The sequence below is a fragment of the Micromonospora sp. NPDC126480 genome (assembly GCF_040302465.1).
In the GTDB taxonomy this organism is placed as follows: Bacteria; Actinomycetota; Actinomycetes; order Mycobacteriales; family Micromonosporaceae; genus Micromonospora.
This window is the reverse complement of sequence record NZ_JBEORU010000008.1, coordinates 13,679-35,238: the sequence shown is the minus strand read 5'-3', so window position 1 is coordinate 35,238 and position 21,560 is coordinate 13,679. Positions and strand designations below refer to the sequence as shown.

Below are 21,560 nucleotides of genomic sequence, written 5' to 3'. Positions count from 1 at the left end.
CAATGCCGCATCCGGACGAGGCCCGAAACGAGCGGCGGTGATCAGCGGTCGCGTCCGGCCATTCGTCGTTTCATCGCCGTGCGGGCGAGCTGCTGCATCGGCGGCTCGTCGTCGGCGCGGCTGTGCGCGGCGGCGCATTCCTGTCGGATCGCGGTCGCCTCACCGATGACCGGTGCCGGCGGAGTGGTGGTGAACGTGAACGCCGGCAGCTCCCGGTTGCCGACCAGCAGCCGGGCGGCGGCGGTGTAGACGTCGAGGTGGGCGAGGTCGTGCTCGTCCAGTTCCGGTTTGGTGTGCCGGGACAGCTCGCGGGCGTCGGCCGGATCGACGGTGAAGAACAGCTTCGACCGGGCGTTGGCCGACACCGCCGCGGCGACGTCCTTGGGCAGCTGGGCGAGGTCCTGGTGCGCCAGCACCAGGCCCAGCCGGAACCCTCGCGCCTCGGCCAGCATGTCCCCAACCGAGCCGGGCAAGGTCAGGAAGTTCTGGCACTCGTCCACGTAAAGGCAGGCGTCTTTGCGCTGGTCTTCGGGGATCGAGGCGCGGGCGATGGCGGCCTGCCAGACGCGGGCGACGATGAGCGAGCCCAGGATGCGGCTCGTCTCCTCGCCGAGGATGCCCTTCGGCAGCCGGCACAGCAGCACACCGCCGTCGAGGATCGTGCCCATGTCGAACGAGCTGTGGGCGTTGCCGATGACCGACTTGACGAAGTCGCGCAGCAGGAACGCCCGCAGCCGGGCGAGGACGGGGGCGATGACCTGCCCGCGGAACTGTTCGTTGATGCCGTCGTACCAGAGCCAGAACCCGCCGAGCCCGTCCGGGTCGTCCAGGCCGTGGGTGAACCGTGCCCGGAACTGCTTGTCCTGCAACAGCGACGGTACGAGGCTCAGGGTGGGCTTGGCGTGGCGCATCAGGGTCAGGCAGGCCACCCGCATGGTGTCGTCCATGCGCGGACCCCACTGGCCCTGGAAGATCTTCGCGAAGATTCCCACCAGGTTGTCGACCGCCAGGTGCGGATCGCCTCGGTCGTCGAGGGGGTTGAAGCAGCCGGGGTTCTCCTGGTCCGGGTCGATGATCACGATCTTCTTGGCGTATGAGGCGGGGAGCCGGTCGAGGATGTCGGTGATCAGGTCCCCGCGCGGGTCGATGACCACGGTGCCGCGGCCGGCTTTGATGTCGCCGAGGATCATGTTCAGTAGGAGCGTGGACTTGCCGACGCCGGTCTTGCCCACGACGTGGACGTGCTGGCGGGCGTCGGTCACCCGTAGGCCGATGCTGTGGTGGCCGATCTGCGAGCGGCCCAGCACCTTCACACCACGACCGCCGGAGGGCACCTGCACGGGCGCCGGCACGGCTTTGGCCCGAGCTCGGTCCAGGCCCGGCACTGCCAGGTCTTGCGGCAGCGCGGCGAGGGCCGCGAGTTCCGGGACGGTGGCCAGGAACCCGCGCCGCAGCCAGCGTCCGGCGAGGGTGGCCACCGGTTGGGGCATCTTCATCCGCCGTAGCCGGTTCGGGCCGGTGTACGCCGCGGCGGCCGAGGCGATGGTGTGCCCGAGCCCCGCGAGGCGTTCGCGGATCTGCGTGGCTCGCTCCTTGTCCGGTGGCGTGTTGTCCGGATCGGCGGCGACGGCGAAGCGGACCGCGATCTCGAAGTGCGGCACGCGCACCGCCTTGTCCACGACCGTGCGGGCCTCCGCGCTGGCCACAGGGTCCCGCTCGGCCCCCCGCCGCACCGTGGCCGGTGTGCGTGGCGGCCGGGACGGGCCGGGGGTGAACACCTCGAGCAGCCACAGCAGCGGCTCGATGGCCAGCCGAGCAGCCCCCGACACCGCGCGGGCGGCCAGGTCGGGCCCCCCGTGGGGATGGGTGCTGGTGGCCGCCGCCGCGCGGCGGGCGGCGCGGACGCGGCGGGCGGGTGCCGGGCGGGCGAGGATCTGGACGCACGCGTGTTCGCGGTGGCGGACCTCGGCCCCGGCGGCGAGCAGCGACCGCAGCGGGTCGGTGTCGTGCTCGGCGCGCAGGGGCAGCCCGTCGGTGTGCTGCGGCCAGTGCGCCCCGCCGACCTGCTGACCGACCTCGGCCGGGATCGGCGCGGCGGCGTCGGCTGTGGTGAGGGTGGCGGCGGGCCAGGCCGCGCGGACGGCGGCTTCGACCGCGCCGGGCGGCACCGTCCCGGGCACCCAGATGTGGATGGTCAGGGCGCGGCCGGTCCAGGTGTACTCCCACCCGACGTGCGGGTAGCCGAACACCCTGCGCCGCCACACCGACGGCGTCAGGACGCCCATGAGGGTGGTCCAGAACGCGGCGGCGGCCTCGGCAGTGACCTCCGGCGGGGCGGCGATGGTCAACCACCGCGCCCCGGCCGCGAACCGGCGGTGCCGCCAGGCGAGCAGCTGGTCGTGACCGAGCACGGCGGCGACGATCGCGGCGGCGGCGAGGAAGCCGAGCCACGGCCGGGCGACGATCCAGTGCCCGACCTCTGCCGGCCAGGCCGAAGTGGTTGTCATTCGGCCTCCCCGATACCCGTGACGGCGATCGTGTGCTCTGCGGCCGACCCGACGCTGCGAAAGGGAATTCGCGACCGCCCCGCGACGAGCAGTCCCTCGCCCCTGGGCACCGACAGCAGCAGCCGCGACTCCCCAGCGGTCAGGTTGAACGCCTCGGATACCGCGTCGATTGACTGGGTGCTCTGGCGCATCAGCACCTGGGTCGCGGCGTTGGACACCACGGCGAGGCCGAGGTCGGTCGACAGCACGTCGGCGGCGTCCTGGGTGATGACGCACAGCCCGGCCGACCGTTTGCGGGCGGCCTTGGCCATCCGGAACAGGAACCGCGCGCCCTCGCCGTCGCGCATCAGCAACCACGCCTCGTCGACCACGACGAGCTGCCGCCGCCGGCGGGCGCCATTGGTAGATGTGTCGATGCCCGACCAGATCGAATCCAGGGCCAGTAGCGTGCCGACGGTGCGTAGCTCGTCGGGCAGGTGCCGCAGCGTCCAGACCACCAGGTGCCCGCGCGGGGTGGTGGTGGTCGGTCCGTCGAACAGGCTGGCGAAGTTCCCGGCCGTCCAGGGGGCGAGCCGGGCGGCGAGCTGCCCGGCGGCCGGGTCGCCGTTGTCGGCGGCCAGGGTGTCGGCCAGGTCCCGCAGCAGCGGCGCGGGCTTGGTCCAGGTGGCGGGGTCGCCGGTGATCCCGGCGTTGGTGTAGGTGGTGGTGATGGCCCGGTCGAGGGCGGCGCGTTCGGCCGGTGGCGGCGGTGTGCCGAGCATGACGGAGATCAGGGTGTGCAGGTACAGGCCGCGGCGGGTCAGCGTGTCGGGCCGGTTGTCGGCGGGCAGGTCGAGGGGGTTGATGCGCACGCCGGTTTGGCCGAGTTGCACGACGGTCCCGCCGACGTGCTCGGCCAGCGCTGTGTACTCGTCCTCGGGGTCGATCACGCTGACGGTCGTGCCCTGGTAGAGGTTGCGCAGCACCTCCAGCTTGACGAAATAGCTTTTCCCGGCGCCGGACCGGGCCAGGACCACGCTGTTGTGGTTGTCCTGCGCCCACCGGTTCCACAGCAGCACGCCGTTGCTGGTGGTGTTAACGCCGTAGAGCACCCCGTCGGGTGGGGCGACGGTGCCCGGTGCTGGGGCGGCCAGGTCCGCCGACGCGAGCGGGAACGCCGCTGCCAGGGCGGTGGTGTCGAGGATGCGGCGCATCCGCAGCGGGTCCACCCCGACGGGCAGGGTGGAGATCCAGCCCTGCTGGTGGCGGAACGTCGCCGGCTGCAAGTCCAGCAGGACGCTGGCGGCGGCCGCTCTCACGCCCGCGGTGACGGTGGCAAGCTCGTCGAGGGTGCGGGCGTGGATCGTGACGTAGATGCCAACGTCGAACAGCTTCGCCGCGCCGCGGGCGACCCGCTCGGCGAGGTCGGCGGCGTCGGCCGCTGCTGCCTCGACCATCGGGTCGCTGAGGCGGCCCTGGTCGGCGTCGAGCCGGCGGGAGGATTCGAGGCGGGCGCGTTGGCGCTTGAGCATCGGCGCCGCCAGGGGCGGCGGCACGGGGTCGAGGTGAACGGCGACGTCGACGCGGCTGGGGTAGGACAGCAGCGGGTCCAGCCACGCCGGGCCGACCTCGGCGGGGTAGCCGCACACGGCGTAGGTGGCGGCGTAGCCGTCGCCGACCTGCACGTGCCACGGCGTGACCGACAGCGCGGCCGGGGAGGGCATCCCCTCCCCGGCCGCGACGGTCTTCTTGCGGGTCCTCAACAGGTTCACGGTGTGCTCCGAAGCGTGATCGGGGCGCCGGGCACCGCTCGCGGGCCGGGCACCGGTGGGGAGAAGGGATCGACGGCGCTCGCGAGGGCGGCAGACACCGCTGGCCCGTCCAGGGCGGTGGCTTCGACGCCGAGGCCGGACAGGGCACGCACGGCGTTGTCAGCGGCCTGCTCGCCGGTGACGACCGCGAGCACCTGACGCCGCAACGGGTCGCGTTCGCTGTCGAGGTCGAGCAGGAACTCGGCGTAGTCGTCGGCGGCGGCCTGCAACGCCGCATGCGGCAGGCGGGGCGCGTAATCGACGGTGGCCTGCGCGTGAACGGTCAGGTCGTGCCGTTGCGCGGCCACCACGATCTGCGCCGACCCCGTCAAGGAGTTGAGGAACCGCCCGAACCCGTCGAGCAGTGCGCCCTGCTCGGCCCCGGTGCGCAGGTGGATGTTCGTGGTGCCGCAGCCGATCAGCACCCGGCTCTTGCCCTCGCAGGTGAGGACTCCGGTCGGGCTGATCGCCGTGACCGGTGAGCGCAGCGGCGCCGGGACGCTCGGCGTGCCGGCCACGGCCGCGACCGCGCTGGCCCGAGGCGTGCCCGGCGCGAGCGTCCGTGGGCTGCGGGACAGGGCCACACCGTGCCGCAGCCACATGTCGAGGGGCAGGCCGTCGCGGCGGCCGAGCGCGATCACGACCGCGACGGCGAACACGACGACCCCGGCGACGATCCACGCGATCGGCGGGAGTAGGTGCCCGACGGCGCGGTAGACGCCGAAGCCGGCCAGGCCGGTACCGCCGATGATGCCGAGCTGCCGGAAGGTCAGGCCGAACGCGATCCGGTCGGCCTCGCTGATGTTGGCCGGTACGACGGCGCGCGGAGTGGTGTCCTCGCTGCTCATGGCGCGCCCCGCAACCGTGCGAGCCGGCCGAGCGGCAGGGTGCGGGTGATGCCTTGGATGAACACCGCGCGCAGCAGAACCCCGCCCATGTTCGGCGAGCCCGCGCGGGTGACGTACCGGCGTACCATGGCGGGGATCTTGACCGTGACCCACAGCACGACGATGACCAGCAACAAGTTGAGGGTGTCCGAGCCGGGTAGGCCGAGCAGGATCGGCAGGTTGGCTTCCGGGTCGATCAGCAGGCTGATGCCCGCCGAGAACGCGACCGCCTGCAGCGTGGGTGTGGCCAGACAGCCCAGCAGGGTGCGCCACCACAGGTCGGCGGCGCCCTGCGTCCATGGGGTGGCGTAGCACGCGAGGGCCACCGGCGCGATCCCGGCCAGGACGATCAGCACCCCGATGCGCACGAGCCAACTGCCGACGAGCATGAACATCAACACGACGATGAGCAGCCCGATGATGGCCATCAGCAGGGCGCCGCTCTCGTCGGTCATCGCCGAGGTGATGCGGGCCTGGACGAAGGTGACCGCCTCGGTGGTTGGCGCGGACGTGCCGGCCAGCGACACCGTCAGGGCGTTGGCGACGTCGATGAGCACGGCGGTCAGCGGGACCGCGAACGCGGATAGGACGAACCCGACGACGAGCCGGGGGACCAGTTCCTTGACGGTGTAGCGCATCTGCACCGAGTCGCCGACCATCGTGGCGACACCGACGGCGATGATCGCGAGGATGAAGCAGGCGTTGACGACCAGGGCGCTCTTGCCGGCGATCGAGCGCACCTGCGGTAGGACGGTGACGTCCGGCGAGACGAAGATGGAGGAGGCCAGGAAGGCCAGCAGGCCGCCGAGAAGGTCGACGACCGTCTCGGCGAGCCAGCTGACCAGGCCGTTCATCATCCAGTCGACCATGACCGGCCGCCTCAGCCGCCGAGGATGCCCTGCAGCACCTGCAGGATGACCGGGGACAGCACCGCGAGGGCATAGCCGACCAGCGCGGACTTGACGTTGCCTTTCGCCTGCTCGACCTGGGCGGGGTCGCCGCCGGCGGCCATGTAGCGCAGCCCGCCGATGACCAGGAACATCGTCGCGACCAACGCGATAATGCCCATGATCCAGCTGGTGATGTTCGAGATGACCTGGTTGATGCTGTTGGCCGCCATCGGCTGAGACGCGGCGAGGTCGGACAGCACGGAGAAAGTCGTGTGCATTACGGCGCTCCACAAGGGGACTGCGGCCGCCGCGGTGGGAACCAAGGCGAAGGACCGGTGCGGTCCGGTCGGGGGCGCTCCTCCCTTGCGGGTGGCGAAGGGATCGCGGTGTCAGGACGCCGCGCCAGCCGTGCCGGACCATTGGCCTCACCGGGTGATGGTCCCCACCGCAGCGGGCATGCCATGGATGACATGCACCGCCCAGATCCCGGCTGTCAGGTCGATCGAACCCATCGTTCGCCTGTCACGCCCTAACAGGACCGGTCAGCCACTCGCATTTCCGCGTCGGAAGGCACGGGGAAGACCGCAGGGAGGCCGTCTGGGCGGTCGCCCGAGACGGCACCAAGCCGAGCCAAATGCCAGGCGCGTCTGAGCAAACTGGCGCTGGCGTAGGGCCGGCGCATCCGTTCCGAGCGGCCTTTGTGGCCAGCCGGATGGTGGCGCGATGACACCGGCCGACGGTAGGCATGGAACGTGAAGCGTAATCAAGCTGAAGGCGACAGGGTGCTGCGTGCGCGCAGGGAGGCCGAGGGCCTGCGTTGCTCGGCGGTCCGGTCGTGGTGGCCGCGATGACTGGATACGGGCGCGACGACGACGAGTGGGACCGGTTGACTGAGGCTGGCCCGGCATTTCTCATCGAGCGGGCGCGGCTCAAGAAGACGACGACGTACACCGAGCTCAATGCCACGCTGTGCCGCCGGACCGGCTCGCGCGGATTCGACTTCGAGCAGGACAGCGAGCGTGCCGCCATGGGGCACCTACTGGGGTTGATCGTGGATCGTAACCGTCCGACGACCAATCTCATGATCTCAGCGTTAGTGCAGTACCTGAACGCCAATGACGCCGGTCCGGGGTTCTACGCGTTGGCGGTCGAGCTCGGCATGCTGCCGCGTCGCCCATCCGCCCTGGCGAAGCAGGAATTCTGGATCCGGCAGCTCAACGCCCTGTACGCCTACTATGCGCCTGACCGCCGGAGCGCCTGAGCTGGTGGACTCGATGCCCGTCGGGGAAGCCGCGCCCAGCAAGCCCAAGCACTGAAGTCCGACGTCAGCCTAAGCGGGACGGAGAGCTACTGAGGTTGGCGGGCGACGTCATCGCCGTCATAGCCGCGGGCTACCAGCATCCCGATCTGCCGCGACTCGCGTGCTTCCATCGGTATGCCGACAGGGCGGTGTTGTCAGGCCGCCGCGGCGGTCTCGCGGTGACCGGACGAGCGGATGGGGCCGGATAGGTCGCCTCGCACCACGGCGGCGGCCACGACACGCTCGGCGCGGCGGCGGCGCATCCGCAGGGCCGATGCGGTCACGCCCTGCTCGGCGGCCAGGTGCTCGATCAACGCGTCGCCGAAGCGGGTCGCGCTGATCAGCTCGGCGGCGTCGGCGGTGATGAGTCCGGCGGCGGCTGCCCGGCCGAGCAGCAGGTCCGGATGCCCGTAGGGCATCCTCGGCGACCGTGACCCGCTGGGCAGGTCCAGTGGGAGTTCCTCGCCGTCGTCGGCCTTGATGACGCTGATGCCCGCGCGCCAGGCGGCCCAGCACATCCGCAGCCACAGCCGGGGCGGAGCCAGGTCCGCCGTGCGCAGTGCGTGGAGGAACCCGGCCAGGACTTCGGAGTCAACGTCGTCGGCGTGCCGGGCCCGGCCGCGGCTGATCTTCGCCGCCAGGTGGGTCAGCGCGGGCAGCGCGACGCCGATCGCGCCGACGAGCCAGGCCGGTCCCCATTCGCGGGCGTGGTGGGCCAGTTGACGCCACAGGGCGTCGGTGGTGGTGCTGTCGTAGCGCTCGAACACCAGCAGGTTGCGTAGCCCGTCCAGCGGCATCGTGGTGTCCGGCAGGCCCGGTACCGGCCGGGCGTCGAACGCCAGCGGCGCGGGTGCGCAGGTCAGCAGCGTGAACGCCGTCTCGGCGGTGGTCAGCGCCGTCCCGGCCGCCCTGGCGTGGGTGGTCGTTGCCATGGTGATGTCCCCTCGAATTGGGACGCGTCGCCCGGTGCGACGGCCCCGAGGCCCCCGATTGGGACAGCCCGACCTGACACCAGGGCCGATTGTCAGACCGGGACAGGTCGCGTCAGGTTCACCGCCGGTCAGGCGGCCGGTCCACCCGTTGATGTGGTTGTCAGCAGGACGCGGTGACGGGTCCTGTCAGACCGGGGGCGGGTTCGATCGGCCTGTCACCGCGGCCCTGGGAATCGTCAGGACGCCCGCCGGTCCCGGGGGCCACCGTGCCTATGACCGACCGAAACCCGCGCCGCGCACCCGTCCCTGTGGGGGATGTGGTGCCCGGCGACCCGCCCGTGCCGATCACCGTCTGGCCGGTCCCCGCCCCACCGCCGGACGCAACCATGTCCACCGCGATGGGCGTGCGGCTGGTCCACAACCTCACCCACCCGTCCGATCTGGTCATCGACCTGGCCGACGGCCCGCAGCTGGCCCGCGCGGTCATCGCCGCGCACCGCCGCAGCCACCTCCACCCGGCCCACCCCGGCGGGTGGGGTCGGGAGCCGGCGACGCTGATCGTCACCGGCTGGCCGCCCGAGGCCTCGCCGGGCGAGTTCTTCGCCCGCTGCCGCGCGGGCCTCGTGCCCGGCGGCTGCGTGGCGGTCCTGCTGCCACACGGCGACGTGACCCTTCCGGTCGACGTGGTCATCGCCGCCAAGCAAGCCGGGCTGGCATACCTGCAGCACATCGTCGCGGCCGACCGGCCGCCCCGGCGTGGCCAGCGCACGCAGCTCGACATCCACACCGACGTGCTGATCCTGACCCGCAGCGCGACAGACACCGGCAGCGCCGATGGCTGAGGCCCTGCCGATCACCTCGGTGTGGCTGACCTGCCAGCAGCCAGCCCGGGACCAGCGGCGAGGCCGCTACGTCCCGCAGACCTCCAGCCATCCCGGGAAGATGCTGCCCCACCTGGCGGCGCACGCGATCGCCGCCTACACGGGGCCCGGGGAGCTGGTGCTCGACCCGATGTGCGGGTCCGGCACCACCCTCGTCGAAGCCGTGCACCTCGGCCGGCGCGCGCTCGGCGTGGACATCGAACCGTGGTTCACCGCCCTGGCGGCGGCCAACGTCGCCCTCGCCGTGTCCCAAGGCGCCGCCGGCGCGGCGACGGTCCTCACCGGCGACGCGACCCGACTGCTCGACCTCGCACCCGCGTCCGCGGCCGGCGAGGTCGGGCTCGTGCTCACCTCACCGCCGTACGGGCGGTCCACCCACGGACTTGTCCATGTCGCTGGCGCCAGGGTCAGGAAGCGGGCGCACCTGTACGGCGACCGGCAGCGCGGCAACCTCGCCTACGCCGGATGGTCCGGGCTACTCGACGGGTTCGCCGCCATCCTGGCCGCCAGCTACCAGCTGCTGCGCCCCGGCGGCACCGTGGTCATCACCTGCCGGCCGGTACGCCGCCGCCCGGACGACCTCATCGACCTGCCCGGTGAGCTCCTGGCGGTGGCGCAGTCGGTCGGGCTGATACCGGTGCAGCGGTGCGCGGCCCTGCTCGCCGCCGTGCGCGACGGTCAGATCGTGCACCGCGCCTCCATGTTCGGGCTCATGGCCGTCCGCAAGTCCAGGGTCGACGGCGTGCCTGTGCATCTCGTCGCCCACGAGGACGTGTTGGTCCTGAGACGAGGCGCGTAGCCGACCCCACGCTCAGGGGAGGGCTCAGGCCGCCAGTTGGGCTGTCAGGTCGTGCCAGGCGGCCGGACCTGACAGCCCAGCGCTCACCAGCGGCAACGCCGTTAGCCTGAAGGCTCATTCCTTGCCCTGTGCTGATCTGACGCGTCCCGCGACGGCCTCGCGCCCACCCTTTCGGTCGGCTGCCGTCGGTCACCCTCAGACCCCAGCACATCCCGCCCCGCGCCCCATCTGCGGCCTGGGCACGTCACCCCTATCCCGTCAGGCAGCCACCACCAGTGGCCGCCTCTTCTGCATGTCCAGAGGAGGACCCATGCTTCATTCCGCCCGGCAGCTGACAGACGCCACCCTCCCGAAGCAGCTCCAGACCCTGCACGCCGAAACCATCGCCGCCATCGAGCAGCGGCAGACGCTGGCCACCGAAGCCCGGTCCGCTCTCATCGCTGCCCTACGCGACAGGCTGATCTGCCGGCCCGGCTGCGAGGACGCCCTCGCCACCTGGGGCTTGGAACCGTTGCCGCAGCGCTGGACCGTCACTGGTCAGGCGCAGCTGTCGTACACCCGCCCGCATGCCGACCTGGGTGAGGCCCGCGAGCAGGCACGCTTCGGCGTCCCAGACGAGCTGCACCACCTCGAACCGGCGATGGCCGTCTACCCGAGACACGTCATCGACGTGATCCCAGACGGCGAGCCCGATTCGCGGCGGTACCGAATCACCGTGCAGGTCACGCTCCAGACGTGGGTTACGGCCACCGGTGAGGCCGCCGCGCTCGACGACGCACGCGCGGCCGTGGAGGGACATCTGCCGGCGCTGGCCGCCGCCGGTATCACGCTGACCGGGCTGACCTGGCAGGGCACTGACGGCGCCGACGACGTCCCGGCCGACGACATCGACGCCGAGATGCGGCCTGTGGCCGGCAACGTGCGCCTGACCGACGTCGACGACCTCACCGTTGCGGCGGCGGCACGTGACGAGGCGGTACAGGCTCTCGCGGACCTGCGGCGCAGCATCCGCGCCCGCGCGATCAGCGCCCTGGTCGACGACGAGATCGGCGGGGTCTATCAGCACACCGCGCAGCGCGTCGACCGGTTCCTGGTCGATCTGGGGCTTGACCCGCTGCCGCGCGCACACCACGTCACCGTGGTCGCCGACCTGATCCTGTCGGCCGGGACCGGCACCGCCCGGCAGGCATACGACGCGGTACGGGACGCGATGCGGGCGGCCACGACCAGCAGCCCGGACAAAGAGCGGCCGTGGACCGCCTATGGGTGGACGGTCCCCGAGCATGCCGCGCGCGAGCAGGACGGCTGGCGGATCCTCTGGCGCCACGAGTACGACATGCGGCTGCGCGGCCACACCACCACCGCCGAGGCGACCACCGCAGCCGAGGCCCTCGTTCGCGCGGATCTGAGCCGGGCGCTGACCGGCGTGGAGCACACCGTGGTCACGGTGCGCGTCAGCGTCGAGGGCGTCGGTGTCGACCTGTACCTGGACCCCGACCGGGACTGAACCCGTCAAGCGCCGGTCCGCCGGTCGGCGCGCCTGCCTCGAAGACGCCGTGGCAAGCCCCGCCGTGCCGGCACACGCGGCTCGTCCGGCCTGCCGCCTTGCGCACCCTGCCGACCCCGATATCTGAAGTGGAGATCATCATGTCGTTCCCCGATACCAAGCTGACCGTGCGATCCCCGGCCGACCTGGTGGCCGCGGTGCCCTACCTGCTCGGCTTCCGACCCGCCGACGGCAGCATCGTCGTCATCGCCAGCAACCACCGGCGGATCGTCTTCGCCGCCCGAGCCGACCTGCCCCCCAGCACACCCGCAGGCGAACTCGCTGACCTCGCCGCCTCCCTGGTCCCGGTCGTGCGGCGACAGCAGTCGATCACCGACGTCATGCTCGTCGGTTACGGGACCGCCGACCACATCGATCCGGCACTGCCCGCCGTCGGTGAGGCATTCACCGCCAGCGGCATCCCCGTCCGAACGCTGCTGCGCGTCACCGACACCCGGATCCTCAACCTCACCTGCGACAACCCTGACTGCTGCCCACCGGACGGGATGCCGTTCGACCCGACCGCCTCGCTGGTCGCCGTGCAGGCAACCGCTGCGGGGCTGGTCGCGCTACCGGACCGGGCAGCCGTAGCCGCCCGGTTCGCGCCCGTCACTGGCGCCGCCCGCGACAGCATGCGCCGCGCCACGACCGCGGCGGCCGCTCGCCTGAAAGTGGTGACCGGGGCCGGCGCTGCCGTCCTGGACCAGGTCGGCGCGCACGCGGTGCGGGACGCGCTGCGCCGGCACAAGGCCGGCGAGCACCTCACCGACGACGAGGTCGCCTGCCTGACCCTGCTGCTGAAGCGCACATCGGTGCGGGACCTCGCCGTCGACTTCACCCAGCCACGCGACCAGCATGTCACGTTCTGGGCCGATATCACCCGCCGCGCCGACGAGGCGCTCGTGCCGGCACCGGCCACCCTGCTCGCGCTTACCGCGTGGCGTTGCGGCGACGGCGCCCTTGCCGCCATGGCAGCCGACCGTGCCCTGCAGGTCGACCCCGCCTACCAGCTCGCCGACCTGCTGCGCCAAGCCCTGCAAGCCGGACTGCCGCCATCGGCGTTCGAGCAGACCACCGGCCAGACCCGCAGCAACTCCTCGACTCAGTAATCCGCAATGTCGGCCAGGAACCGGAGGATCACAGTGAATCCCGCTCGCAGAATGCTGCTCGCCCTCGCCAAACACGCCGAAGAAGCCCGGCTGCGCTGCAACGCCGAACGCGCCGCAGTAAGGGCCCGCGGCGAAACACCCGCCCACACCGAGGCGTACGCCTACCACGTCCAGGCCAACCTGTGCCTGATCACCGCGATCGACGCCGCCGACCTTCCGGCGAGCTTCCGCATCTACGACATCACGCTGTCCCGCGACCCCCTCACCGCGGCCAAGCAACTCCGTCAGCCGGTTGTCGCCTACGACCACAGCGGCCCGATCGAGGCCGCACACGAGGCAGCCCGGCTGGCCTACAAGGCCGCCTACGCCGAACCCGTCACCGCAGAAGAGCAGCAGTACGTCGATCTGCTCGCCGGCCTGCCCGCCGCCCGCCGCGACAAGATCATCGAACTGGCCGAGGACCGCGCCCGCCACTCAGGGGCATGAAACCCGTCCGGGTGTCCTACCAGTCCTGTCTGCCGTACGGCGATTCGATCGTGGCGCGACTCCTGCGAGACGGGCCCTGCCACGTACCCCTGTGAGAGGAACCGATGAGCCTCTACACGCTCACGCCTAAGCCCGGCTGCGAGCGCTACACCATTCAGGTCGGCTGGAACCCACGCCGCACCTACTTCGCAACCGTCGCCGACTACGCCTGGGACCCCGTCACCGACGCCGACCACCCACCCGACACGGTCCGCGTCGGCCTGGTCGAGACGATCCTCGACCCGACCGAGGTGCTCCTGGCCGTCGAACCCTACGCCACCATCCCGGCTGACCTGGCCGCCACACTGCGTGCCGACCAAGCCGCGCACCCGGCCCGCCGCTAACACCACCCGAGGCCCGACGTCGCACTGTGGGCCGCACCGCACCCGCACACAGCGGGGCCACCGGCCGTCGCCCGGCCGCTTCGCGCGAACCCTGCAGCGCTACCCGCGGCACGACCGACCCGCCGCGCCCCGTCCGCACCCATCGCGGCCCAACTGGGACGTCCTAGCTCCCTGCCGCCGGCCACATCGCCTGCGTGAGCGATGCAGGGGAAGCCCCCGCAACTGAGGCAGCCACGGCCATGCCGCCAGCGGGGCGGCACCAACAAGAAAGAACGGCCCGCCACACGGCGGGCTGTCGTCGCATTCAGGACCCGGGACGCCTCGCCTCGACAACGTACGCGTCCCGGGTTCTCCACTGAAATGGAGGACTCCAGTGTCCCTACCATTGATCATGATCGCCACCGCCGTGGTGGCGTTCATCCTCGGCGGCCTCACCACATGGCCCACCATCCGCCGACTCCGGAACCGACTCGCCGACGCCATCTGGCAGCTGGAACACGACCCGGTCACCGGCATGCTCAACCGCACCGGCCTGCTCGCCGCACACGCCACCCTCACCGACACCGCTGGGCCGATCATCGTAGTCCTGATCGACCTCGACGACTTCAAACCGGTCAACGACACCCACGGCCACGACCGCGGAGACGACGTCCTGGCGGCGATCGGCGCCCGCATCACCGACATCGCCGCACTCCACGGCGGCACCGCCGCACGGCTCGCCGGCGACGAATACGCCGCCCTGCTACCGGCCCGCGCAGGCGATCTGGCCCGCGTCGCCGACACCTTCGTCGCCCTGATCTCCCAGCCCGTCCACCCCACCACCGACGGCGAACCCATCACCGTCACCGCCAGCGTCGGCCTGGCGCTCGCCGAAGCCACCGACCCGATCGACGAGGTGGCGCTGCGCCGCGCCGACATCGCGATGTACCACGCCAAGAACAACGGCCGAAACCGCCACGCCGTCTACGAGCCCGGCATGGCGATGCCCGCCACCGAGCGTCGAGGACCACGCCTGCGCGACCGCCGCCACAGCGACGAGGCGACGGCATGACCGCGCCCGAGGAGATGGCCTGCCAGGTCTGCCTGTCCCCACTGAACACCCTCGGCGTCCCACCCACCTACGTGCACCCGATTCAACTCGCCACCGACGGGCACGAACCCGTGCCGGTCCCGGTCAGACAGCTCGACACCGTGCAGCGCCGCTGCGACTTCTGCGGCGACCCGTATCCGACATGGACCCTCGTCGGCGGCGAAATCGCCGCCGTAGCGATCGGCGCCGCCGGGGGACTGGTGCAGAACTTCGGCCAGGCATGGGCAGCGTGCGCGACGTGCCAGACCTACATCGACGACGGCCGAAACGACAAAGTCGTCGACCGGGCCGTACAGGCGCTCGGGCTCGGCAACCGTCCCGAGGCACGAGAACGCATCGAGCAACTGCATCTCGCGTTCCTCAACGTCCGGGTTTCGGGACGAACGCTCATCACGACGACCGCGTGGCCGGCCACCCCCATCGCCGCCCGCGACCTGCCCAAGGTGCGCGACCGGCTCACCCGCTTCTACCGAGGCCGCGACAACCTCCCCTTCGCGTTCGCGTCCAACGACGTACGCCAGCAGATCGCCGACGGCCTGGACCGATCACGCATGTACTGGATCGACGACGACTTCACCGACCTCGGCGAGTACGCCGCCGAGAAACTGCCCGACGTCGCTGTCGGCCGCAACCTCACGCCGTCGACGGACGGGCTGCTCGTGTGGTCCCGACCCGTCACGCGCCGGCAGATCACCGCCGCATCCTGGACCGTCACCGGCGACGGCTGGCACCTTGTCACCTACCGCACCATCGGCGGCGGCCTGCACGGCACACCGCTGCAGCGGCTACGCGAACAGGTCGGATGGCTCGCCCCGATGCACGCCGGGCACGTTCACGAACAACACCTGCTGCCCGGCGGCCACCCAGCCGCGACGCTGGTCGCCGCGTGGCTGCTGATCGGGCAGCAAGCCGCCCAAATAACGACAGCAGACCTCGACAAGGCCGTCCGCAAAACCTACGCCCGCACGAACCGACCCGCGCCAGAGGTGCGAGTCGTCCGCATCCGCGCCGGCCGCGACACCACGCCACCCAGCCGACGATCAACACCGGCCGGCCCAGAACGCCCCACCAACAACCGGTTCTGGGTATCCGGCCACTGGCGCAACCAGCCATACGGACCCGGCAGAACCCTGCGCCGGCCCGTCTACATCAACCCGTTCCTCCGAGGCCCCGACGACGCTCCAATCAAACTCAGCACCACCGTGCGCATGCTCAAAAGCCACAAGCCGAAACCAGAAGACCATGACTAGACGGCGGTAAACACGTGGTGGCAGGGGCACGTCCCCTGCCACCACCTGCATCGAACCTTGACCGGACCTGGCGGGCGCCTTGGGCGTGGAGGTGGATGGCTGGAAGTGGGCACCGAGATCGGAAGAACACGCTGATGCCGCTGCTGTTGGCCGTTGCACATCCCGGTGGGGGACTGCCGGCCGTCGACCGCCCGTGGCGACAGACGGGCGGCAACTCGCGGCTGCAGTTGAGCTTGTTCCTGGTCCGGTTGGCGTCCCGAAAGACAATGAATGCTATCTCTACCTCCGACGAGGGGAGGATCGATGGGAATCTGCGCTACCTGCGGCAGCGATCAGGAGTACCGGATCCAGATTGACGAGGGCGGCGTGCCACACGGAAGCCCCGGCCACCAGATCACGTACCGGTGGACAAACCTGTACGTCTGCTTGCGCTGCGGTGCTGGAGTGCTCGCCCATTTCGACCACGACTGTTTCGCGCCCCCCTATGACGAGCCGTGGGACATGAACTGGCGCTGGCCCGTGACTGTTCAGGACGTCCAGCGTCTGGAGGCCGTGCTGACCCGCTGCCCGGATCCGACGCGAGGGGCCTGCGTGTGCCCAGTCCACCGATCGCTGAGAGCGAGCGACCAAGCCTCCCGAGCACCTGACGCGACCGCGACGATCCTCCTGACCGAAGACGAACTGCCCGAACTGTGCTTCCGCACGTAGCGCAGCGACGCCTCGCTTTCGGGCTATCTCGGCGAGGTCGGTTCGGCGGGTAACCGCTGTCGGTCGACGGCGACGGTCGCAGCACCTTGATTTCCTCGTTCGGGGCGTGGCGGTTTTTCGGCCTCGGCCGAGCGCGGTTGCCTGTCAGGGTCAGGCGACCGCGACGGCCGCCCCGGCGGGGTCACTTTTGCCCTGTTGGGACCGGACGGTTGCCGAATATGGCTTCCGCAGCCGCTTGTGCGAGGGTGGCTTGGGTTTTGGCGGGTATCCCGATCCGGTTCCAGTGGAAGATCACATGTTCGGTGATGACGGCACGTAGTCCGCGTGTGAGCCTGCCTGCTTCGCGTAGGCATCGAAGTGTTGTGCCTGCGTGCTCGAACGCTGTGTGCCAGTCGCTGATGGTGCGAGATGTGCCGAGCAGCAGGTGGCGGACCTTGCTGGTGAAGGCTTCCCAGGCGTCCGGGTCGGGGGCAGGGGGCCAGCCGAGTGTTTCGGAGCGGCGCTGGGTGACACGCGCCCATACGTCGCCTTGTTCGTTGAGGTCCAGCCCTGAGGCGCGCATGAGGGCGGTGCACAGGATGAGTGAGCGTTCCCGCCGGTCGGTCGGATGGCCGTCGAGGTAGGTGAGTGTGTGGCGGCTGTCATGGTGGAACAGCGTGTGGGCGGCGTGCATCGCGTCGGGGCCGCCGAAGGCGTGAATTTCTGGCTCGTAAATGTCGCTGGTCCAGGTGACCGTTTCGGCGAGCAGGCGGTGTATGGGATCGGGGCCGCCGTGTGTGGCGGGCCGGTAGCGGATACGCCACGGTCCTTTGCGCATGAACCACCAAGAGGTGATGAGGCCGGCGGTTTCGGCGGTGGGTAGAACGCTGCTGAGGTGGGGCGTTGCGTGCTGTTCGCGCTCGCGGCGGCTGTGGCCGGGATAGGCGATGGTGACCTGTCGCCAGGGATTGTCGTACACGGCGTTTTCTTTCGTTCAGGTGAGCAGAAGGCAGGCGTCCCACTCGGTTGAGGTGGTGGGGGCAGTGGCGAGGCCGCAGCCGGCTGTTCCGTCGAGGAGTCCGGTGGGTTCGTCGGCGGCAGGGGCGGTGCGGTGGTGGAGGCGTGCCAGTGGGCTGAGGGGTGTCGGGGTGAGGGCGTCGGCGGTGATGCGGCGGCCGGTGGCCAGGAGCCCGGCGGTGCCGTGGCAGAGGCTGCGGTCGGTGAGGCGGCGGATCTGTGCGGGGTCGCTGACACAGGCGGTGAACGCGGTCTCGGCGAGATGCTGGCGGGTGGTGTCGTGCAGGGCGAGAGCAGCCAGTTGCTGGGCGCGGGCGATGCCCGGGGTGCCGTAGCACCAGGACGGGCGCAGCGACTGTTGTTGCGCCGGCGCCCCGCGGCGCAGGTCATCGAGGGTGAGGGTCTGCGGCCACCAGATGGTTCCGGCGGTGTGCTGTTGCCAGATGTCCAACCATCGGCATATGCGGATAATCGCCTCGCCGTGCCCGTCGACGGTGATGCCGTCGCGGAGGGTGAGGGCGAGAAGCGCGAGCGGGCCGGTGATGCCGTGGGCCAGGCCATGGTTAGCGTGGCCACCGGGTGGAGGCGGCTGGTTGCGGTCGGGTCCGTTGGCGCACCACCAGCCGGGAAGGTCGTTGATCGGTTCGGTGAGCCGGACCAGGTAATCCAGTACCTGGCGGAGCAGGTGGTGGTCGCCGAGGCGGCGTAGGGCGACGCCGAGTCCGGTCAGGCCGCGGATGAGGTCGTACTCGGCGTAGTGGGGCTGCCGGTGAGAGTCGATGCGGCGGTGAGCTGCCTGCAGCCGTCGACGTGTCACTGTGGCGGTTGCGGCTGCGGCGATCGATCGTGCTCTAACGAGGCGTGGGTGGTTGGTGGTGGCGAGGACGAACGCGAGCGCGGGGGCGCCGTAGAAGAGGCTGGCTCCGGCGGCGGTGGTGACGCCGGTGGCGGTGGCCTCCCGCAGGGCCTCGTACGCGGCTGGCCAGTTGCCGGTCTCCAGATGCAGGAGGGCGACGCCGGCGGCGCCGTCAGCGAGGGACTGTCCTGCGGTCATGACAGTGCCTGGGCGGTGCGGGCGATGGTTCGGGCCAGGCGTAGGCAGTGCCGCTCGGAGCCGGTGTCCACGCCGATCATGCGGGCGTGGTGCAGGTGCAGCAGGTCGGCCAGCACGTGGTCGAGGTCGAGATTGTCGGCCTGTGCCAGAGCCCGGTAGGTGGCCAGCGCCGCTTGCAGACCGTCGTCACGGTAGGGGGTGCGGGCGAGGTCGAGCTGCACGGGGTCGAGGCGGGGGCCGCTGCGATGGGGGACGTGGTCGGCGAGCCACCGTAACCCGTCACCGTCGGTGAATCCGTCGGCGATAGCGATCATGCCGGCGGCTGTGGTGGCCTGGCGGTCGCCGGTCAGCCGTTGCAGGACGGCGCGGGAGTCCGCGGCGAACACTGATTCGGCGGCGGCGAGAGTGGGCCCGGTGCCGTGGCGTGCCTCGGGCCGGTAGCTGTGCAGGCTGTAGTCGTGCAGGACGCCTTGCCGCTCGAGGTCCTGGGCCCACTCGGCCAGGCACTTGACGGCGCCAGTGAACCGGTCGGCATCTCGGACCGGGATGCGCAGCCGCAGGTGCGGTTCGGGGTCGGGGTACCGGAGGAACCACCAGCCCGGGGCGAGGAAATTGTCGGCCCGGCGGGCGAGGTCGGTGAGGATGTCGTCGAGTCGGCCATGTAGACGGGCCTCCAACCACGGTGACGATCCGGGCCGGTGCGGTAGTGCGGTCGCGGCTCGAACCGATCGTCTCGGCCGGCTGACGGGGGAGGTGTGGGCGAGGGTGAGGAGGACTTCGGCGGGCCTGTCGTCGATCCACCCGGCTGGGCCGGGCGCCTCGGTGACGACGGTGCGGGCATGCCGGTCGAGGTGTCGGCGCAGCATGGTCAGCTGGGCGCAGTCGTCCAGGTTCAGCCGCAGCTGCACATCATCGTCGCCGATCAGGATCTCGCCGGGGATCCGGTGTTGGTCGCGATAGCGCTGCCAGGCGTCGCGCCACTGCGGCCACGGCGCCGTGTGCGGAAGGGCTGATCGGTCGATGACCCAGCGAGCGGGATGCAGGATGCTGCGTCCGCGCCGGATGCGGGGCAGGAACGGCAGGCCGCTCGCGTGCCCCCAGTCGAATCTGCTGCAGGGAGCCATCCACGCCGTCCAGATCTCGGTTAGGAACCGCGTCAGCGGCTGCTGGAGTCCGGGTAGCAGAACGCTGTTGAACAGCAGCGGCTCGACCGGCCGGCCGCTGGTCCGCGACACCAGCCACAGACGCTGGCCATCCCCGGTCACCGCGAGGTCCCCAACCGTGTATGGCGGGTCAGGGTGGAAGTCGCCGACGGGCAGGACGGGCAGCATCTCCGGTGTCCGGGTGACCGACGTCAGGCGGGAATCCAGCGGAGGACCGGACAGCTGAACGGGCTCCGCTTCGGGGATCGCAGTGGGGAGGTTGCGGTAGGCGCGCTGGAACGACGCGAGTTCTGCCCCGGTGAGCAGGTGAAGGAACCGGCCGGCGGAAACCCCTGCGTGGCGCGCCCCACTGATGACCGTCAACGTGAACGCGCCCCGGTCCAAATCCTGTGGGGTGGCGGCGGCGAGGGTGAACCGCAGTTCGGTGTGCGGGATAGGCGGCCGGTCATCGTCGGCCCGCAGGCGGCCCATCAACTCGTCGTCGAGGACCACCTCCGCGCAGCCGTCCAGGGCGGACTGCTGGGCAAGCTGCGCGAGGAGCCGGTCGCGGGAGGAGAACACCGCAGGTAGGTGGCGGGTGGAACCGCGGTATCCGGCGGGGAACCCCAGCACGGTCAGGACATCACGTACCGGCACGGCCGCGCCAGGGCCCCACCGCTGAATGAACGCGCGGTGGTACTCCACCCACTCGGAGAACGCAGGTGCCACCGCCACCAGCGTCGAGGTGGCTTTGCCCGCCTCGTGCACAACCGCCGGAGGCAGTGTCACCGACACGTCGACCCGCACGTCGACCGCGACCCGATCGCCCGGATTCGGAACTGGGACGTGACGGGCCAGGTGGGCGGCCGGGTCGGTGACGGTCATCGCCGGCCGTAGCGCCGACAGCAGGACACCCGTGCGGACCAGCGAGGCCAGCAACCGCTCGACCGCGTCCACTCCGGTAAGCGTCGGACCGGCGATCGTCGCGGCGAGCTCACCGAACACGACGGGAGAGCGCGCTGTTTGTAACGCCGCCTGCACGTGCGTGGTCAGTGGGATCTCGATGTCCCACCTGCGGTCGTCGTAGGAGCGGGCGCAGGGCAGCACCCACACCCCGCCGCGTTGGTATCCCGACGCGTTCGTCACCACGGCGACACTTCGAAGCACGTCCAGGTCCTGCTCGGCCCGCGCGGTGTGCTCGGCGATGAACTGGCCGTCGGGGCGGACGACCGCGTGGTGCGCCTCGCCCACGCGGACAGATGCGTGGGCACCGAACTCGACCGGAGCTACCCCGGCGAACATGCCGAATGGCGTGGCGCGGGTGGTCCATCGCAGCAGGTAACCGACCGCCGATTCGACCAGACGTCGCAGCCGACGGTGTGGAGTCGGCTCGCCGGTCACAGCCCGGCTGATCTGCTCGGCCAGCTCCGGTGTGGCGAAGGCGACGGCCGTGGCGAACCCGGGCAACGCCCACACCGTGTCCAGCCACTGCCGCCACTGATCGGGGTGACCGGACGCCAGGTCGGGCCACGCCGGCAGTGACAGACCGCTCGGATAGGCGGCGACTCTGACCAGCGCCACAGCAGTCGTGGAAAACATGACGCACCACCGGAAAGCGCGGCCCGGCGTCCGTGAACGCCGGGCCGCAAGCGTGAGGATCGGTTACTTGCCGCCGCCGGAGCAGGCGTTCGAGCCCGTGTTGCCCGAGCCGCAGCCGTCGTCGGTGGCGGTGGCGTACCCGCCGGCGGCGGGGCCGGCGTCGACCAGAGTGATGTCCAGGTCGAGGTCGTCGAGTTCTGTGGCGTCCACT

At 70.9% G+C, this 21,560-nt stretch carries 20 protein-coding genes; 10 read left to right on the top strand and 10 right to left on the bottom strand.

What is annotated here, in order from left to right; all coding sequences use genetic code 11:
- Positions 1 to 41: 41 nt before the first annotated feature.
- Genes ABTW87_RS09885 through ABTW87_RS09865 form a run of 5 tightly spaced genes read right to left on the bottom strand, consistent with a single transcriptional unit; the run spans position 42 to position 6,334 of the window.
- Positions 42 to 2,507 (bottom strand): type IV secretory system conjugative DNA transfer family protein, encoded by a 2,466-nt coding sequence (locus tag ABTW87_RS09885; RefSeq protein ID WP_350650369.1) that lies wholly within the window; start codon positions 2,505 to 2,507, stop codon positions 42 to 44.
- Positions 2,504 to 4,210, bottom strand: a complete 1,707-nt coding sequence (locus ABTW87_RS09880) for a VirB4 family type IV secretion system protein (RefSeq protein WP_350650552.1) — start codon at positions 4,208 to 4,210, stop codon at positions 2,504 to 2,506. Before ABTW87_RS09880 ends, ABTW87_RS09885 begins: the two co-directional genes overlap by 4 nt.
- Before the next feature lie 44 nt (positions 4,211 to 4,254).
- Positions 4,255 to 5,145 carry a PrgI family protein gene (locus ABTW87_RS09875; protein ID WP_350650367.1) on the bottom strand — a complete coding sequence of 297 codons (891 nt, stop codon included), beginning with the start codon at positions 5,143 to 5,145 and terminating at the stop codon, positions 4,255 to 4,257.
- Entirely contained in the window at positions 5,142 to 6,053 is a 912-nt protein-coding gene (locus tag ABTW87_RS09870) for a TrbL/VirB6 family protein (RefSeq protein WP_350650365.1), read from the bottom strand. Before ABTW87_RS09870 ends, ABTW87_RS09875 begins: the two co-directional genes overlap by 4 nt.
- An 11-nt stretch (positions 6,054 to 6,064) precedes the next feature.
- The gene (locus ABTW87_RS09865) at positions 6,065 to 6,334 is read right to left on the bottom strand and encodes a pilin (RefSeq protein WP_350650363.1); all 270 of its coding nucleotides are present in this window, start codon (positions 6,332 to 6,334) and stop codon (positions 6,065 to 6,067) included.
- Between the two features lie 587 nt (positions 6,335 to 6,921).
- Here ABTW87_RS09865 and ABTW87_RS09860 point away from each other — a divergent pair.
- Positions 6,922 to 7,335 carry a hypothetical protein gene (locus ABTW87_RS09860; protein WP_350650361.1) on the top strand — a complete coding sequence of 138 codons (414 nt, stop codon included), beginning with the start codon at positions 6,922 to 6,924 and terminating at the stop codon, positions 7,333 to 7,335.
- Between the two features lie 194 nt (positions 7,336 to 7,529).
- On the opposite strand, the gene ABTW87_RS09855 is transcribed toward ABTW87_RS09860, so the two are convergent.
- On the bottom strand, positions 7,530 to 8,306 hold the full coding sequence (locus ABTW87_RS09855; protein WP_350650359.1) for a hypothetical protein: 777 nt from the start codon (positions 8,304 to 8,306) through the stop codon (positions 7,530 to 7,532).
- Positions 8,307 to 8,692: 386 nt separating this feature from the next.
- Here ABTW87_RS09855 and ABTW87_RS09850 point away from each other — a divergent pair, with 386 nt between their 5' ends.
- From ABTW87_RS09850 to ABTW87_RS09810, 9 genes are all read left to right on the top strand, one after another.
- Positions 8,693 to 9,148, top strand: coding sequence for a hypothetical protein (locus ABTW87_RS09850; RefSeq protein WP_350650357.1), 456 nt, complete (start codon positions 8,693 to 8,695; stop codon positions 9,146 to 9,148).
- Complete coding sequence (locus ABTW87_RS09845) at positions 9,141 to 9,986, top strand: TRM11 family SAM-dependent methyltransferase (RefSeq protein WP_350650355.1); 846 nt, start codon at positions 9,141 to 9,143, stop codon at positions 9,984 to 9,986. The genes ABTW87_RS09850 and ABTW87_RS09845 overlap by 8 nt, the downstream gene beginning before the upstream one ends.
- Before the next feature lie 310 nt (positions 9,987 to 10,296).
- On the top strand, positions 10,297 to 11,493 hold the full coding sequence (locus ABTW87_RS09840; protein WP_350650353.1) for a hypothetical protein: 1,197 nt from the start codon (positions 10,297 to 10,299) through the stop codon (positions 11,491 to 11,493).
- A 140-nt stretch (positions 11,494 to 11,633) separates the two neighbouring features.
- Positions 11,634 to 12,641, top strand: coding sequence for a DUF4192 domain-containing protein (locus ABTW87_RS09835; RefSeq protein WP_350650351.1), 1,008 nt, complete (start codon positions 11,634 to 11,636; stop codon positions 12,639 to 12,641).
- A gap of 51 nt (positions 12,642 to 12,692) precedes the next feature.
- On the top strand, positions 12,693 to 13,127 hold the full coding sequence (locus ABTW87_RS09830) for a hypothetical protein (protein ID WP_350650349.1): 435 nt from the start codon (positions 12,693 to 12,695) through the stop codon (positions 13,125 to 13,127).
- A 104-nt stretch (positions 13,128 to 13,231) separates the two neighbouring features.
- On the top strand, positions 13,232 to 13,510 hold the full coding sequence (locus tag ABTW87_RS09825) for a hypothetical protein (RefSeq protein ID WP_130327240.1): 279 nt from the start codon (positions 13,232 to 13,234) through the stop codon (positions 13,508 to 13,510).
- Between the two features lie 373 nt (positions 13,511 to 13,883).
- A complete protein-coding gene (locus ABTW87_RS09820) occupies positions 13,884 to 14,561 on the top strand; it encodes a diguanylate cyclase domain-containing protein (protein ID WP_350650347.1) in 678 nt (225 codons plus the stop codon).
- A complete protein-coding gene (locus tag ABTW87_RS09815) occupies positions 14,558 to 15,850 on the top strand; it encodes an AcrVA2 family anti-CRISPR protein (protein WP_350650345.1) in 1,293 nt (430 codons plus the stop codon). Before ABTW87_RS09820 ends, ABTW87_RS09815 begins: the two co-directional genes overlap by 4 nt.
- A 303-nt stretch (positions 15,851 to 16,153) precedes the next feature.
- The gene (locus tag ABTW87_RS09810; protein ID WP_350650343.1) at positions 16,154 to 16,558 is read left to right on the top strand and encodes a hypothetical protein; all 405 of its coding nucleotides are present in this window, start codon (positions 16,154 to 16,156) and stop codon (positions 16,556 to 16,558) included.
- A gap of 181 nt (positions 16,559 to 16,739) precedes the next feature.
- Here ABTW87_RS09810 and ABTW87_RS09805 read toward each other — a convergent pair whose 3' ends face one another.
- From ABTW87_RS09805 to fxlA, 4 genes are all read right to left on the bottom strand, one after another.
- Positions 16,740 to 17,516 carry a thiopeptide-type bacteriocin biosynthesis protein gene (locus ABTW87_RS09805; RefSeq protein ID WP_350650341.1) on the bottom strand — a complete coding sequence of 259 codons (777 nt, stop codon included), beginning with the start codon at positions 17,514 to 17,516 and terminating at the stop codon, positions 16,740 to 16,742.
- Between the two features lie 15 nt (positions 17,517 to 17,531).
- On the bottom strand, positions 17,532 to 18,608 hold the full coding sequence (locus ABTW87_RS09800) for a lanthionine synthetase C family protein (RefSeq protein ID WP_350650339.1): 1,077 nt from the start codon (positions 18,606 to 18,608) through the stop codon (positions 17,532 to 17,534).
- Positions 18,605 to 21,349, bottom strand: a complete 2,745-nt coding sequence (locus tag ABTW87_RS09795; RefSeq protein WP_350650337.1) for a lantibiotic dehydratase — start codon at positions 21,347 to 21,349, stop codon at positions 18,605 to 18,607. The genes ABTW87_RS09800 and ABTW87_RS09795 overlap by 4 nt, the downstream gene beginning before the upstream one ends.
- A gap of 63 nt (positions 21,350 to 21,412) precedes the next feature.
- On the bottom strand, positions 21,413 to 21,559 hold the full coding sequence (fxlA, locus tag ABTW87_RS09790) for an FxLD family lanthipeptide (RefSeq protein WP_350650335.1): 147 nt from the start codon (positions 21,557 to 21,559) through the stop codon (positions 21,413 to 21,415).
- Position 21,560 lies beyond the last annotated feature (1 nt).

What these genes read in the sequence shown, in the direction of transcription:
- ABTW87_RS09885 (WP_350650369.1), bottom strand. Translation starts at nt 2,507, where the DNA reads ATGACAACCACTTCGGCCTGGCCGGCAGAGGTCGGGCACTGGATCGTC.
- ABTW87_RS09880 (WP_350650552.1), bottom strand. Translation starts at nt 4,210, where the DNA reads ATGCCCTCCCCGGCCGCGCTGTCGGTCACGCCGTGGCACGTGCAGGTC.
- ABTW87_RS09875 (WP_350650367.1), bottom strand. Translation starts at nt 5,145, where the DNA reads ATGAGCAGCGAGGACACCACTCCGCGCGCCGTCGTACCGGCCAACATC.
- ABTW87_RS09870 (WP_350650365.1), bottom strand. Translation starts at nt 6,053, where the DNA reads ATGGTCGACTGGATGATGAACGGCCTGGTCAGCTGGCTCGCCGAGACG.
- ABTW87_RS09860 (WP_350650361.1), top strand. Translation starts at nt 6,922, where the DNA reads ATGACTGGATACGGGCGCGACGACGACGAGTGGGACCGGTTGACTGAG.
- ABTW87_RS09855 (WP_350650359.1), bottom strand. Translation starts at nt 8,306, where the DNA reads ATGGCAACGACCACCCACGCCAGGGCGGCCGGGACGGCGCTGACCACC.
- ABTW87_RS09850 (WP_350650357.1), top strand. Translation starts at nt 8,693, where the DNA reads ATGTCCACCGCGATGGGCGTGCGGCTGGTCCACAACCTCACCCACCCG.
- ABTW87_RS09845 (WP_350650355.1), top strand. Translation starts at nt 9,141, where the DNA reads ATGGCTGAGGCCCTGCCGATCACCTCGGTGTGGCTGACCTGCCAGCAG.
- ABTW87_RS09840 (WP_350650353.1), top strand. Translation starts at nt 10,297, where the DNA reads ATGCTTCATTCCGCCCGGCAGCTGACAGACGCCACCCTCCCGAAGCAG.
- ABTW87_RS09835 (WP_350650351.1), top strand. Translation starts at nt 11,634, where the DNA reads ATGTCGTTCCCCGATACCAAGCTGACCGTGCGATCCCCGGCCGACCTG.
- ABTW87_RS09830 (WP_350650349.1), top strand. Translation starts at nt 12,693, where the DNA reads ATGCTGCTCGCCCTCGCCAAACACGCCGAAGAAGCCCGGCTGCGCTGC.
- ABTW87_RS09825 (WP_130327240.1), top strand. Translation starts at nt 13,232, where the DNA reads ATGAGCCTCTACACGCTCACGCCTAAGCCCGGCTGCGAGCGCTACACC.
- ABTW87_RS09815 (WP_350650345.1), top strand. Translation starts at nt 14,558, where the DNA reads ATGACCGCGCCCGAGGAGATGGCCTGCCAGGTCTGCCTGTCCCCACTG.
- ABTW87_RS09810 (WP_350650343.1), top strand. Translation starts at nt 16,154, where the DNA reads ATGGGAATCTGCGCTACCTGCGGCAGCGATCAGGAGTACCGGATCCAG.
- ABTW87_RS09800 (WP_350650339.1), bottom strand. Translation starts at nt 18,608, where the DNA reads ATGACCGCAGGACAGTCCCTCGCTGACGGCGCCGCCGGCGTCGCCCTC.
- ABTW87_RS09795 (WP_350650337.1), bottom strand. Translation starts at nt 21,349, where the DNA reads ATGTTTTCCACGACTGCTGTGGCGCTGGTCAGAGTCGCCGCCTATCCG.